Raw genomic sequence first — 14,034 nt, forward strand, 5'->3', positions numbered from 1 at the left:
ACTGCTACAATTCAGAATTGATTTTATACATAACTGGCTGATATTGTTTATTTTCCGTTAATTAAACAGCAGTTTAGTTATGTGCGTATGTAAAGGCGACATTAATGAGTGAAGAGCACAACGTTCGATCTAAAATGACTTCTGTAGAGTTAGTTTTAGGTGTCCTCGCAGTCTTATCAGTAATTCTATTACTTATCCCTACGGATCTAATTAAGTTTCACAAAACCCTCATCGCCAGTGACTATGATGCCCACCTGTATAAAGATAATGGACTGAGTGAGATACGTTGGCTCGACCAAGAAAAACAGTTGTGGGAATGTGTACTCAATGATCAGCACATTACGCCCTTTTGTAGCATGCAATTAGATATTATCGATGAACATGGAAAAGGTATTAACCTGAGTGATTATGATTCCATGACGATCTGGCTTAATTATACGGGTGAAGCGGAGCACCTTAGGGTATATCTGCGTAACCGCAATCCGCAATACTTTGTATTGGGCGATATCACTTCAACAAAATATAATGTGGTTGAGGTGCCGGTTAGTCAACTTAAAGACGGCTTGGTGATTGATATGAACAATATCAACGTCGCTGACTGGTGGCTAAGTTCCCATAAAATACCTTTGCAGCTATCCCGCCCTGAATTTGAAGATGTGGTCTATCTGGAAATTCAGACTGGCTCACAAAGTCGAGAGGGAGTTCATCAAATCCAGCTAGAAAAGGTCGAATGGCAGGGGGCTTGGTTAACTCAGGCTGCACTTTACAAGATCATCATTCTGGTATGGATAATGTTTATTTTTGCCATACTGATTTATCGTATTGTGGCGCTCAATATTCAGTTAAAAAATAATCAGCGTTATCAAAAAGAATTGATTTCAATTAATGATTTTTTGAATTTAAAAAATAAGAAGTTTGAAGACTTGGCAAAAACCGATCCCTTGACGGGGTTGCATAATCGTTTGGGTATACGTGATGCTTTGTATGAAGGTTTAAACAACTGGAAAAATCAGCGTCAGCCCTTTTCTTTTGTATTAATTGATATAGATCATTTTAAACGACTTAACGACACTTATGGTCACGACATGGGTGATAAAGTACTGCAGCTTACGGCACTGCAGCTAGGTAAAAACATTCGGCGTACAGACTTTTTAGCTCGCTGGGGCGGTGAGGAATTTATTTTAGTTTGCCCAAATACCACCCTAGACGAAGCCGAAGTCGTGGCGGAGTTTTTACGGGACAAAATAGAGCATATGGATATCGATAGTGATCACGCCATTACCGCAAGTTTTGGGGTATCATCAATGTCCGAACCTGATCTTAAAAAGCTATTTAAGAGTGCCGACGATGCCCTTTATCAGGCTAAAGAACAAGGCAGAAACCGCGTGGTGACGAGTATTTAGTCTTCATAAAATAAAGTTTTTATTACGGTAAATTGAAGCTTGTATAATGTTGTTGCTTTGTTTCGCCTAGCTGGATTGCTTAAAAATTTGGGGTTTGTAGTGCATTTTTTTAGCGATTTCATCCAGCCGTTTTTTATTGGCGGTGCTGAGCCTACGATGTTGTAACTCGACTAAAAATTCCGTGCTGTTAATTTCTTTATATTGGTTCATTTCAGCATCAACGAGGCTTTGTAAGAGGTTGAGACTAAAAGCAATTTCTCGGGGAAAAAGAGTATAAGCGCGGTGGAAATCCTCGATGGCATGTTTAAAACGCTGAGCGGTGTGTTTTTCCAAGCCACGTTTATTCAGTTTCAGCGCCATAGGTTTACGTTCGCCAATGGCTTCTTCACTGCGCATCACTAAGATAGTAGAAATAGTTTTTTCATTACTTTCATCTATATCTTTGAGTTTTTCTTGACTGAGTTCCAGTAGGTTTTTGGCTTGTTCTAAGTCGCCGATATTGCGCCATGCGTTAATCGCATCAAACAAGGTAGGTATGTCGGCCTCTTGCAGTTTATCCATGCCGCTGCGGTTGAGAATTTCTCGGACTTTTTCGGTATTGCCTTCCAATTGTGCGATGGCAGCATGCATATAATCTTTTCTGAGTACCAGTTGTTCGTCTGAGGTTCTGCGACCTGCTGAACCAATTAAAAATCGAGCAATTTGCAAGTCTTCCGCTCGCTCATTTTCTGCTTTGTCTTCGGCTTCTATTAGATAACAACGGGCAAGCTCTAAGGTGATTTCGTCAAAGCGCTCCCGTATAGAACGATTGGATTCACGTTTTTTCTCGAGCAAATTTATGGCTTCTTGCCCCCGCTCTTGAGCCTGATAAATATAGGCTTTTAAGCGTGTTGCCGATAACGATAACTCGCCTTCGCGAATTTGCTGAATGTAGTTTTCGGCGCGATTATATTGGTTGTTATTAATACAAATACGCGCCAGCCATTCGCAGGCTTTATCGCTGGTTAACTGAGATTCGGTTAGTTCATGCAGTAATAACTGACTTTCTTCAATGCGATGGTCGAGAAATAAATTTTGAATTAAGCCCCATTTTGCCCAGATGATTTTATCCGAACCTTTAAGGATTTCTCGATATAACTCGGCCGCTTCATTGTAGCGCTCGAGCTTAGTGAGTATGCGGGCTTTCAGTTTGATTAACGAGCTGAGCTTACGTGGGTTTTCGTTTTTATCGAGCAAGATATCGGTAATGACTAAGGCTTGTGCATAGTTATTGTCGTCCATCAATTCATATACTGGCAGTAAGTACTGATGTAACTTGATACTACTTTCGATATTTTTCGACAAATTGCGGATAGTGTAAGGTTTGATCACCAAAGCTTCGGGATGAATATCCACAATCTGGCCAATGATTAAAGGCAGGCGATCTGAGGTGATAAACATGATGCAAGTAGAATGTTGGATCAAGCGATCGCGTTTTAGTTCTTGAACAACCTCCACCCCATTTTTATTTTGCCCTAAGTGAAAATCCATGAGCAATAAATCTGGTTTTTGTAGTCTGATGTTGTTTTTTAATTCTCTACCACTACTGAAACAGTGGATTTCGTTAAAACCCATATCTAATAAGTGGTTGCGCAGGTTAGCCCTAGCTAATCCGTTGTCTTCAACCACAGCAACTTTAATTTTTTCAATCAACATATTTAAAGTAGATTTGTTTCTTGCATCTTTGCAGCATAACACGCGAGTGGAAACATAAAATAATAGAAATTGTTTGGCAGTGATACCCAGTCATTGAAGTGTATACAGAAGTTGGCAATGGCTTAGCTAAAAATTTAGGCTTAACGTTAACGTAAAGGTAAAAACTTTGTTACAGTGGCTAACATATTATTAACGGGCATTATGGCTCTTTTAAGCACAGGTAAATTATGCAGCAGGTTCCTTTATTAATTAATGGTGAGTTTATTCGCTCTCAGTCTACACATTTTATTGAAGTAACTAACCCCGCCAACAACAGTCTTATTGCTCAGGCTCCTTGTGCCACCGACGATGAACTAGCAGATGCCGTCGCTGCGGCTAAACATGCTTTTTTAAGCTGGCGTGAAGTGCCGGCACCAGAGCGCGCTCGTGTGATGATGTCTTATCAACAATTGCTGAAAGACCATCATGATGAAATCGCTACTATCTTGAGTCAGGAAACCGGCAAAACTTTGGCTGATGCCAAAGGTGATGTATGGCGTGGAATTGAAGTGGTTGAACAGGCGATGAATGTAGGCTCCTTAATGATGGGTGAAACCGCTGAAAACGTCGCCCGTGGCATAGATACGTATAGTTATATTCAACCCTTGGGAGTATGCCTTGGCATTACGCCTTTTAACTTTCCGGCCATGATCCCGCTATGGATGTTTCCTTTGGCCATTGCTTGTGGCAATACCTTTATTTTAAAACCTTCAGAGCAAGACCCACTCACCCCAATGAAACTCGCCGAGTTGTTTATGCAGGCTGGGGCACCAAAAGGGGTATTAAACGTTATTCATGGTGGTAAAGAGCAGGTTAATAAATTACTGGCAGAGCCGGAAATACGTGCTGTGTCTTTTGTGGGATCTGTGCCCGTCGGTCAGCATATCTACAAAACCGCTACTGATAATATGAAACGCGCTCAGTGTTTTGCTGGGGCTAAAAACCATTCGGTGATCATGCCTGATGCCAATAAAACGCAAGTATTGAATAACTTAGTGGGGGCTTCGGTTGGTGCTGCGGGGCAACGTTGCATGGCCATTTCGGTAGCCGTCTTTGTTGGTCCTGCCAAAGAGTGGATCCCTGAATTAGCCGCTTTAATCAAAGCAGTAAAACCCGGTTTGTGGGATGACCCAAATGCCGGTTTTGGACCCTTGATCAGCCCGCAAGCCAAACAAAAAGTATTGGCCTTAATTCAACAAGGCAAAGAGCAGGGCGCGGAGTGTTTAGTGGATGGTTCAGGCTTTAGTTTGCCCGGCTATGAAGCTGGCAATTGGGTTGGCCCCACGGTATTTAGCAATGTTGACGAAAGTATGGCCATATATCAGCAAGAAATTTTTGGCCCAGTATTGTGCTGCATGGCGGTTGATACCTTAGAAGAGGCTATCGCTTTGGTGAACCGCAACCCCTATGGCAATGGCACCTCTATCTTTACCAATAGTGGTGGTGCGGCACGTAAATACCAACACGAAATTGAAGTCGGGCAGGTGGGTATTAACGTGCCTATTCCCGTGCCACTGCCGTTCTTTTCATTTACGGGTTGGAAAAACTCTTTCTACGGTGACTTACACGCCTATGGCAAACAAGCCATCCGTTTTTATACTGAAACCAAAACCGTCACGGCCCGTTGGTTTGATGAAGAAGCCCAAGCAGGTGGTACATCTGGTAAGGATGAACCTAACATGACCATTTCATTACGTTAGGAGCAGCAGATGAATTTTAATTTTACTGATGATCAAATCGCCTTTGCTGAAACCGCAAAGCAGTTTGCAGAGCAAGAGTTAGCTCCTAATGCCGCCTTGTGGGATAAAGAACATATCTTTCCTAAGGCCACTATTCAAAAAGCCGGAGAGCTTGGATTTTGTTCACTTTATACTCCTGAAGATGCCGGTGGTTTAGGCCTAAGCCGTTTGGATTCTTCGATCATTTTTGAGCAATTAGCCATGGGTTGCACTGCAACCACAGCCATGATGACTATCCATAATATGGCAACGTGGATGATAGCGACGTGGGGCACTGACAGTGCTAAAGCCAAATACTGCCCCGTATTAGTTACCGGTGAACACCTTGCGTCTTATTGTTTAACTGAGCCAGGTTCGGGCTCTGATGCTGCGGCCATGCGCTCAACAGCGGTATTAGATGGCGATGCCTATGTGCTTAATGGCTCAAAAATGTTTATCTCTGGCGCTGGTGAAACCGAAGTCTTAGTGGTGATGGCGCGTACTGGCGAAGCTGGCCCTAAAGGTATTTCAGCCTTTATCGTTGATGCTGATGCGACTGGAGTGGTTTATGGCAAAGCCGAAGAAAAAATGGGGTGGAATGCCCAGCCAACACGGCTGATCAGTTTTGATAATGTGCGCATTCCAGTTGAAAACCTACTAGGTGAAGAAGGGCAGGGATTTTCTTTTGCCATGAAAGGTTTGGATGGTGGGCGTATTAACATCGCTACTTGCTCAATTGGCACCGCCCAACAGGCACTTACTACCGCCAAAAACTACATGTTAGAGCGCAGTCAATTTGGCAAACCGCTGGCGGCGTTCCAAGCGCTACAATTTAAACTAGCCGACATGGCCACCGAATTAGTGGCGGCACGGCAGATGGTTAGATTAGCGGCATTTAAACTCGATCAACAAGACCCAGAGTGCAGTGCTTATTGTGCCATGGCCAAACGTTTTGCCACTGATGTGGGTTTTGAAGTGTGTAATCAGGCCCTGCAAATTCATGGTGGTTATGGTTATATTAAAGAGTATCCGCTAGAACGTTATGTGCGTGATGTACGGGTACATCAAATTCTCGAAGGCACTAATGAAATTATGCGTTTGATCGTGGGACGTCGTTTATTGGCAGAAAATGCCGGTGATATTCTTTAGGTTTGGATAAGGGGCCAACATGAGTGAGCAACCCAAAGTATTGTTTGAGTTAATTCACTGCCAAAACGGTAGCTGTATTGGGCTTGCTAGCCTCAATAAACCCAAGGCCTTAAACGCCTTAGACAGTGACATGATTACCTTGCTCACTGTGCAACTTGAAGCGTGGAAGCAGGATCCTAGTATCTGCATGTTGGTGCTTGACAGCCAATTAGATAAAGCATTTTGTGCGGGTGGCGATGTGGTGGCTATGCATAAAGCCATGGCTGCAAACCGCGGTAAGCTAGCCCCCCAAGTCTTGCAAGATTTTTTTACTCACGAATATCAACTTGATTATCTTATTCATAGCTATAAAAAGCCTATTTTGGTTTGGGGCCACGGCATCGTTATGGGCGGCGGTTTGGGACTCATGGCCGGAGCGAGTCACCGCATTGTCACTGAAACATCCCGTATTGCCATGCCTGAAATCAACATAGGTTTGTATCCTGATGTGGGCGGCAGCTATTTTTTAAATAAGATGCCAGCAGGTTGTGGCCTTTTTTTAGGATTAACTGGTGCCAGCATTAATGCTGCTGATGCCCTATATTGTCAACTAGCAGATTATGTTATCCCCCATGCCAATAAAGCCGCTTTTATTCAGCGTTTACAACAAACTGATTGGCAAAGCGATGCTCAGGTTAACCATTTATTGTTATATGCCCTGTGCCGTGAAAGCGAAGATAAAAATGTCTTGCCCAACGCTAACTTAATCATCTATCAAAGCCTGTTCACTGAGTTGGCCTCTTATGCCACAGTCGCTGAGGTAGAGCGACATATACTGACCATGAACAGAGCTGAGGATAAGTGGTTTAGCAAAGCGCAACAGACCTTAAAAGCGGGTTCCAACATCACTAAACATTTGGTGTTTGAACAACTTAAACGTGGGCGTGAATTATCCTTAGATGAGTGTTTTAGGATGGAGTTAGTCATGTCCTGTCATTGCGGCACGGTGGGGGAGTTTCAGGAAGGAGTACGGGCTCTGTTAATCGACAAAGACAACCAACCACAATGGCTTTATCCCAATGTAGAAGCGGTACCTGCTGATATTATCGAGGGATTTTTTGATTCTCCGTGGTCAGTCACACAACATCCTCTGGCCACCCTAGGTGCCAAGGCCTTAGTTAAAAATTAAGTAGGTAAGATATGCAATCTAATCCAAAAATCAGCTTTATCGGTTTAGGTAATATGGGCGCTCCCATGGCTTTAAACCTACTAAAAGCAGGCATGCAGGTTTGTGTGTTTGATTTAATGCCTCAGGCTGTGGCTAAGTTGGTAGAACAAGGCGCTAGTGGCGCAGCTTCTGTCCTTGAAGTAGTTAAAGATGCAGATGTCGTAATTTCTATGCTTCCTGCTGGCAAACATGTTGAGGCGCTGTATTTAGGTAGTGAACAACACGGTGGTTTGATCTCGGTGCTGGCAAAAAATTGTTTAGTCATCGACTCCAGCACTATTGATGCTGCCACCGCGCAAAAAGTCGGTAAAGCACTGGCTACACAAGGTCTACGTTTTATTGATGCGCCGGTATCTGGCGGTGTAGGGGGAGCTACCGCAGGTACTCTTACTTTTATCGTGGGCGGTGAGCAACAAGACTATCAAGATGCCTTACCGGTATTGCAACTTATGGGTAAAAACATCTTTCATGCCGGTGCTTTAGGAGCTGGGCAAGTGGCTAAAATCTGCAATAACATGCTGTTGTCGGTCTTGATGGTCGGCACGTCAGAAGCCTTGCAACTAGCCATAGATAACGGCTTAGATCCCAAAGTGGTATCCGATATTATGTTGCAAAGTTCAGGACGTAATTGGACCTTAGAACTGTATAACCCTTGCCCAGATGTGATGCCCAACGTGCCTTCATCAAAAGCTTATCAAGGTGGATTTATGGTCGATTTGATGAAAAAGGACCTCGGTTTAGCTATGGATACCGCGGTAAAAAGCCAGTCATCAACACCCATGGGCTCACTTGCGCAAAGTTTGTATGCCATGCACAGTTTACAGGGTAATGGCCAACTCGACTTTTCAAGTATTTTTTCAATGTTTTCCAAACATTCAAACAAGGATTAAACACATGCAATTGAAAGATTCAGTTATCGCGATTACGGGTGCCGCTCAGGGTTTAGGTAAAGCTATGGCCTTAGAATTTGCAGAGCAAGGCGCGCACATTGCCTTGTTAGATATGCAAGCCGAAGCGCTTGATGACGCCGCAGCCGAGCTGGTGGCCTTAGGTGTTAAAGCCAAAGGTTTTGTGGTTAACGTTACAGATGAAGCACAAGTAGAGGCTACTTTTTCCGCCATCGTCGCTGAATTTGGCCAATTGAATGGATTGATTAACAGCGCGGGCATTATGCGTGACGGTATGTTGCTTAAGGTTAAAGAAGGCAAGGTAGTAGACAAAATGTCACGCCAACAATTTCAATCAGTTCTCGATGTTAACGTCACCGGTACCTTTTTGTGCAGCCGTGAAGCTGCAGCGCAAATGGTTGAGACAAAGAGCCAAGGAGTGATCATCAACCTATCTTCGGTTTCCCGTGGTGGCAATATGGGGCAAAGCAATTACTCTGCATCTAAAGCCGCAGTGGCGACCATGACAGTGACCTGGGCAAAAGAGCTTGCCCGTTTTGGTATACGCACCGGTTGTATCGCTCCAGGTTTGGTGGATACCGCCATGGCCCAACAAATGCGCCCCGAAATGCGTGAACTCTTTATCAAAAGTGTACCTGCCGGACGTTTAGCTGATGTTAGCGAATTAGCTCACGCCGCCAAGTTTATCTTCGAAAATGACTATTTTACCGGCCGTACCTTGGAATTGGATGGCGGAACTAGAGTATAGGTTTTTACTATGAGATTTAGAGCCGTCTTTTGCATTGCGATTCAGCAATAAACCCAGAAGAAAGCCATAAATACTGCGAACACAAAAGGTAGTTATGGCTTTGATATTTTTATTATTTAAAACTGTCTCACACCCGCATCACCGGCTACCAAAACCACATCGGCACCACGGGCGGCAAATAGTCCGTTGGTGACTACACCCACTATGTTATTTAACTGCTTTTCTAACTCAATGGGTTTGAGTATTTCGAGGTTGTAAACATCTAGTATTACGTTGCCGTTGTCAGTCACTACACCTTGCCGATAAACCGGATCACCGCCGAGTTTTACTATCTCTCGGGCGACATAAGAGCGTGCCATGGGTATGACTTCTACTGGCAAGGGGAAGTTACCTAATACCCCTACTTCTTTGCTGTCATCCACGATGCAAATAAACTTTTTAGCGACAGACGAGACGATCTTTTCGCGGGTTAAAGCTGCGCCACCACCTTTGATCATGTGTTTGTGTTGGGTAACTTCGTCCGCACCATCAACATAGATATCAAATGAGGCTACTGAATTGAGATCAAATACTTCTATGCCTAAGGCTTGTAATCGTTTGGTGGAGGCTTCAGAGCTAGAAACTGCCCCTTTGATTTTGTCTTTAACGCTAACCAGTGCGTCGATAAAATAATTGATGGTAGAGCCTGTGCCTACGCCAATAATGGTGTCATTTTCGATAAAGGCGATAGCGGCTAGTGCAGCAGCTTGTTTCTTTTGATCTTGGGTCATAGCAGTCAATTAATGATGTTGTTGCGATTGGGGTGTTAGTGTAACTCAAGAGCGGACTAAACTGATCCCTTGAGTGTAAAAATTTGACTGGGTGTGACTATGCCGTGCAGGGGAATATCCCACGCTTGCATTGGCAAACTGTCAGCTTGCTGACAGTCATGGGCTAAACCGAGGACCTGAGTCGAATGCCTATCAGTATTTAATGCCGCCAGTGTGCGATCGTAATAACCACCGCCCATGCCTAAGCGATTACCCTGTAGATCAAAGGCGACCAAAGGCGTAAAAATAATATCAATAGCTTGGAGAGCAACAACTTTATCTGTGTTGTATTGAGGTTCGGCTATACCGTATTTATTACTCGTTAATGGCCAATGGGCTTGATGTTCAATAAATACCAAATGGCCAGGCAAGTTTGGATCAAGTAAGGGTAACAGTGTCGTTTTACCTTGTTGCCAACAATATTCCAGCAGGTATTGGCTGTCTATTTCACCATCGTTAGCCAGATAAAAAGCGATAGTTTTAGCCGTTAAAAAAGTGGGATCATTAATGCAGCGCGCCACTACATCTTGGGCAGCTTGAGTTTGTTGGCTGGGACTAAGTGCGCGGCGCAGTGCACGGTAATGTTGGCGCAGTGTTGCGCGGTGATCAACAGCAGACATAGTTGTTAATTTTGTGATAAATACTGCGTGAGTACTGCAAGCAATTTATCCCCTTCCACAGGTTTAGTTAAAAAATCATCAAACACCGAAGGGGAATTTTTGGTTCTTTCGTGTTCAAAGGTATCGGCTGAGAGCGCTACAATAGGCATAGGACTTAGATTTTTCCGGATATATTCACTGGTTTCAATGCCATTCATGCCGGGCAGATGAATATCCATAAAAATCAGCTCAAATACCTCATCTTGTAAAACCTCTAACGCAGCTTCACCTGAGTCTACAATTGTGGCACTTAAATTATAAGTAGCTAACATTGCTTCGATAACCACTTGATTAATTTCATTATCTTCAACTACTAATATGCGGCTTTGTGGTTTGAATAGTGGTTTGCTATCGACCGGAGAAGGCTCAGGTGTATTGCCAGTCGGTAAGTGTAAAGGTAACTCTATGCTAAAAGTACTGCCAAATTGCGGCTCGCTTTGTACTTTGATATTACCCTGCATGAGTTCAACCAAACTTTTGGTGATGGCTAAACCGAGACCTGAACCTTGAGTTTTTTTGTTATCTCCAACCTGTTGAAAAGGACTAAATAGTTTAGCTTTGTCGGCATGACAGATGCCAATGCCTTGATCCTGTACACTCAAACATAAGCGGTCTTGACGGTTACTCAAACTCACCATGACACTTTTATAAGGTGGTGTGTACTTAATCGCATTACTGACTAAGTTAAGCACAATTTGCCCAAATTTAGCTTCGTCTAACATGATCATTTTGGGCATGTCAGTGGCAATATCAGTCTGCAAATCAAGATGTTTTTCTTGAGCGCTCAGGGCCAGGATACCGTTTAATCGGCTCATTAAGTTCCTAATATTACACGGGCTGGGATCAAGGGACATCATGCCCGCTTCAATTTTATTGATATCCAGTACAGTGTTGATAACACCTAATAAACGTTTACCGCTGTATTCAATATGTCGCAGATATTCGCGCAGTTTATCATCGTCAACTGCTTGATTTTCATCTTGAATTAACAATCCGCTAAAGCTAATGATGGCATTGAGTGGAGTGCGCAACTCATGACTCATATTAGATAAAAATGCGGTTTTGTTTTTGTCATGTTCTTTTAATAACTTGATTTTACGGCGTAATTCCATTTGCGAAATAACATTGCGACCTAATATAGCTAAAGCATTAGCTTGAAATTCGTTTAATTTTTTCGGTTTATGGTCAATTGCGCATAACGTACCAATAGCTAATCCTTCGGGAGTGATAAGCGGAGTCCCGGCATAAAAACGAACGTTGGGTTTATTGGTTACTAAGGGATTATCAAAAAAACGTGGGTCTTGTAAGGCATCTTCGACTTCAAAAAGGTTTTGTTGATGAATGGCGTGGGCGCAAAACGCAATATCTCTGGGGGTTTCTTTAGCATCCAATCCCACCGACGCTTTAAACCACTGACGTTTGGGATCCACTAAACTGATGAGGGCTATGGGAGTTTCGCATATTTCAGAGGCTAGTTGGGCTAACTCATCAAACACTCGTTCTTCTTCAGTATCGAGAATATCGTAGTCAAGTAAGGCTTTGAGTCGGGCTTCTTCGTTATCAGTGGGGGGGGCTACCTGCATACAGGCTCATTCCATGTCAGAAACTATCTGACTAAATTAGCCTAAGATTGAAAGTAATACAAATCAGCACCTTAGACTAATGTAAGCCAAAATAAATTCGCGACTATGCCCGTGCGTAGGTATCCAAATAAAGTTGGGTGATGCGTTGTATATCTACCTGAGTAGCAACCTTGATTTGACGAGCATTTAACCAATCTGCACTGGTAGTGGAATTGACGGGCGCAATCGAGGTTTGACCGATATTGAGTGGATCAGTCGATACTCTGGCATGGCCAACTTGAAATTCAAACAACGTTGGATCAACCAAGTGGGCTAATGGCATGGTATCGTGGAAAAAACATACTTTGTCTGCACGATGCTCTGAATAAAATTCCACATAAAATTGTGCGGCATCATGCACAAAGCCACCAAACTTTTGATTACAGGCTTTGAGTTTATTCAGAAACTCTAGTGAGAATGGGACTTGTAGGGTTACGTCTAGGCCAAACATGGTGACTTCCCAGTCTGCAGCAAATACGATCTCTGCAGCATAGGCGTCATTCCAGATATTGGCTTCGGCCACAGGCGTAACATTACCCTGCACAAAAGCTGCACCACCCATAATGGACACCCCTTTGATCAATTTGGGTAGTTCGGGTTCAAGACGCAGGGCTAAGGCCAGATTACCCAAAGGACCAATAGCAACGATGGTGACCTCACCGGGATACTGGCGCGCCATATCCACAATAAACTGCGCAGAGCTGCGAGGATCTAATTTTGCTTTGGTGGCGGGCGGAAAATTAATATTACCAAACCCATCATCGCCATGCACAAAGTGGGCGTAAGTCGATTCTTTACCTACCCAAGCTCTGCTTACACCTTTACATACTGGAATATCCTTACCGGCCAATTCACATAAGGTCAGGGCATTTTGCGCGGCCATTTCAACTGGGACATTGCCAAATACGGTAGTTAAACCCAGTACTTCAATTTCGGGTGATTGAAAAGCAAAGAAGATGGCCATCGCATCATCAATACCGGGATCTGTATCTAAAATTATTTTGTGGCTCATAAGGTTCTCACTTTGCTTTAGAATGAGTTGAAATTAGCTGCGTTTGGCTAAAAATCGACTGACTTCTTCTTTAGTTGGAATAGATTGGGCTGCTCCTGCTTTGGTCACTGCTAGTGCTGATGCAGCGCAGGCTTTAAGCAAGGCAGATTTAGAATCACTGTGATCTGCGTAGGCCGATAAAAAGTAACCGATAAAAGTATCACCTGCGGCGGTGGTATCAACAGCGGTGACTTCAAAGGCCGGAACATCAATGGTTTTATCTTTTTTAAGCATGCGTACACCAGCCTTGCCTAAGGTGATCAGTACTTCGGCATGGGGCCATTCTTGGCGAAAATAAGCTTCAATTTTGTCGAGGTTTTCATGGCCAGAAATCTCCTCGGCTTCTACCTCGTTGACGATCAGTAAATCGATACAATGATGAGGTAGGTGTTTAACGGATTCGGTCATTGGAGCTGGATTAAAAGCCACTTTGAGGCCTTTTTCTTTAGCCTGTAATAATACTTGATCGATACCACTGGTTTCATTTTGAGTCAGTACCCAATCACTGGATTTTGCGGCGTCTAAGGCATACATAATGTCTTTGGAGGTTAGTTCGTGATTGGCCCCACCAAATAACACTATGGCATTTTCACCTGAAGGCGTGACTTGAATTATCGCATGACCCGACGCGGTTTCGGTGCAACTAACATGTTTGCAATTAATGTTTTCACGGATCAGGGTTTGCTTAAAAGTGGCATCGGCTTCATTCACCTTTCCCACATGCCAAACTTCAGATCCTGCTCTGGCCAGTGCGATAGACTGATTGGCGCCTTTACCACCTAATAAACGTTGATAATCAGAGGACGCTAAGGTTTCACCAGGCTGCACAAAGTGATCGACCTGATAAACATGATCAACATTAATAGAACCAAAATTTATGACTGCCATGGAATGCGCCTCCTCATAATCTCGCCGCCACATCCTTGCCAAATTCGCAGTTTGTTGGTGAGATGTTGTTAATAAACGTGCAATATAACGTTAACTTGACCATTTGGTCTAGTCGCTATTTGCCTTTATCGCAAAAAT

At 43.6% G+C, this 14,034-nt stretch carries 12 protein-coding genes; 6 read left to right on the top strand and 6 right to left on the bottom strand.

Going from position 1 to position 14,034, the window contains the following annotated elements; genetic code table 11:
* The first annotated feature begins 104 nt into the window (after positions 1-104).
* Positions 105-1,403, top strand: coding sequence for a GGDEF domain-containing protein (locus AX660_RS13840; RefSeq protein WP_068377975.1), 1,299 nt, complete (start codon positions 105-107; stop codon positions 1,401-1,403).
* 66 nt (positions 1,404-1,469) lie between these two features.
* Here AX660_RS13840 and AX660_RS13845 read toward each other — a convergent pair whose 3' ends face one another.
* On the bottom strand, positions 1,470-3,098 hold the full coding sequence (locus AX660_RS13845; protein WP_068377977.1) for a response regulator: 1,629 nt from the start codon (positions 3,096-3,098) through the stop codon (positions 1,470-1,472).
* 227 nt (positions 3,099-3,325) lie between these two features.
* On the opposite strand from AX660_RS13845, the gene AX660_RS13850 reads away from it, so the two are divergent.
* The 5 genes from AX660_RS13850 to AX660_RS13870 are packed head-to-tail and all read left to right on the top strand — an operon-like array spanning position 3,326 to position 8,867.
* Positions 3,326-4,837 (top strand): CoA-acylating methylmalonate-semialdehyde dehydrogenase, encoded by a 1,512-nt coding sequence (locus AX660_RS13850; RefSeq protein ID WP_068377979.1) that lies wholly within the window; start codon positions 3,326-3,328, stop codon positions 4,835-4,837.
* A 9-nt stretch (positions 4,838-4,846) separates the two neighbouring features.
* Positions 4,847-6,004, top strand: coding sequence for an acyl-CoA dehydrogenase family protein (locus tag AX660_RS13855; protein ID WP_068377981.1), 1,158 nt, complete (start codon positions 4,847-4,849; stop codon positions 6,002-6,004).
* A gap of 19 nt (positions 6,005-6,023) precedes the next feature.
* Complete coding sequence (locus AX660_RS13860) at positions 6,024-7,172, top strand: enoyl-CoA hydratase/isomerase family protein (RefSeq protein ID WP_068377983.1); 1,149 nt, start codon at positions 6,024-6,026, stop codon at positions 7,170-7,172.
* 11 nt (positions 7,173-7,183) lie between these two features.
* On the top strand, positions 7,184-8,101 hold the full coding sequence (gene mmsB, locus AX660_RS13865) for a 3-hydroxyisobutyrate dehydrogenase (RefSeq protein WP_068377985.1): 918 nt from the start codon (positions 7,184-7,186) through the stop codon (positions 8,099-8,101).
* 4 nt (positions 8,102-8,105) lie between these two features.
* Positions 8,106-8,867: an SDR family oxidoreductase gene (locus AX660_RS13870; protein WP_068377987.1), complete on the top strand. Its 762-nt coding sequence runs from the start codon at positions 8,106-8,108 to the stop codon at positions 8,865-8,867.
* Between the two features lie 116 nt (positions 8,868-8,983).
* Here the strand turns inward: AX660_RS13870 and rpiA are convergent, their stop codons facing one another.
* The 5 genes from rpiA to AX660_RS13895 all read right to left on the bottom strand — a co-directional run bounded on the left by rpiA (position 8,984) and on the right by AX660_RS13895 (position 13,896).
* Positions 8,984-9,637: a ribose-5-phosphate isomerase RpiA gene (gene rpiA, locus AX660_RS13875; protein WP_068377989.1), complete on the bottom strand. Its 654-nt coding sequence runs from the start codon at positions 9,635-9,637 to the stop codon at positions 8,984-8,986.
* A 56-nt stretch (positions 9,638-9,693) separates the two neighbouring features.
* Positions 9,694-10,296 carry a 5-formyltetrahydrofolate cyclo-ligase gene (locus AX660_RS13880; protein WP_068377991.1) on the bottom strand — a complete coding sequence of 201 codons (603 nt, stop codon included), beginning with the start codon at positions 10,294-10,296 and terminating at the stop codon, positions 9,694-9,696.
* Between the two features lie 5 nt (positions 10,297-10,301).
* Positions 10,302-11,918 (bottom strand): GAF domain-containing hybrid sensor histidine kinase/response regulator, encoded by a 1,617-nt coding sequence (locus AX660_RS13885; RefSeq protein WP_068377993.1) that lies wholly within the window; start codon positions 11,916-11,918, stop codon positions 10,302-10,304.
* A gap of 103 nt (positions 11,919-12,021) precedes the next feature.
* Entirely contained in the window at positions 12,022-12,969 is a 948-nt protein-coding gene (locus AX660_RS13890; RefSeq protein ID WP_068377995.1) for a nucleoside hydrolase, read from the bottom strand.
* A gap of 33 nt (positions 12,970-13,002) precedes the next feature.
* Positions 13,003-13,896 (bottom strand): ribokinase, encoded by an 894-nt coding sequence (locus tag AX660_RS13895; RefSeq protein ID WP_068377997.1) that lies wholly within the window; start codon positions 13,894-13,896, stop codon positions 13,003-13,005.
* Between the last annotated feature and the right edge of the window lie 138 nt (positions 13,897-14,034).

This window comes from Paraglaciecola hydrolytica (genome assembly GCF_001565895.1).
GTDB classification, from domain to species: domain Bacteria; phylum Pseudomonadota; class Gammaproteobacteria; order Enterobacterales; family Alteromonadaceae; genus Paraglaciecola; species Paraglaciecola hydrolytica.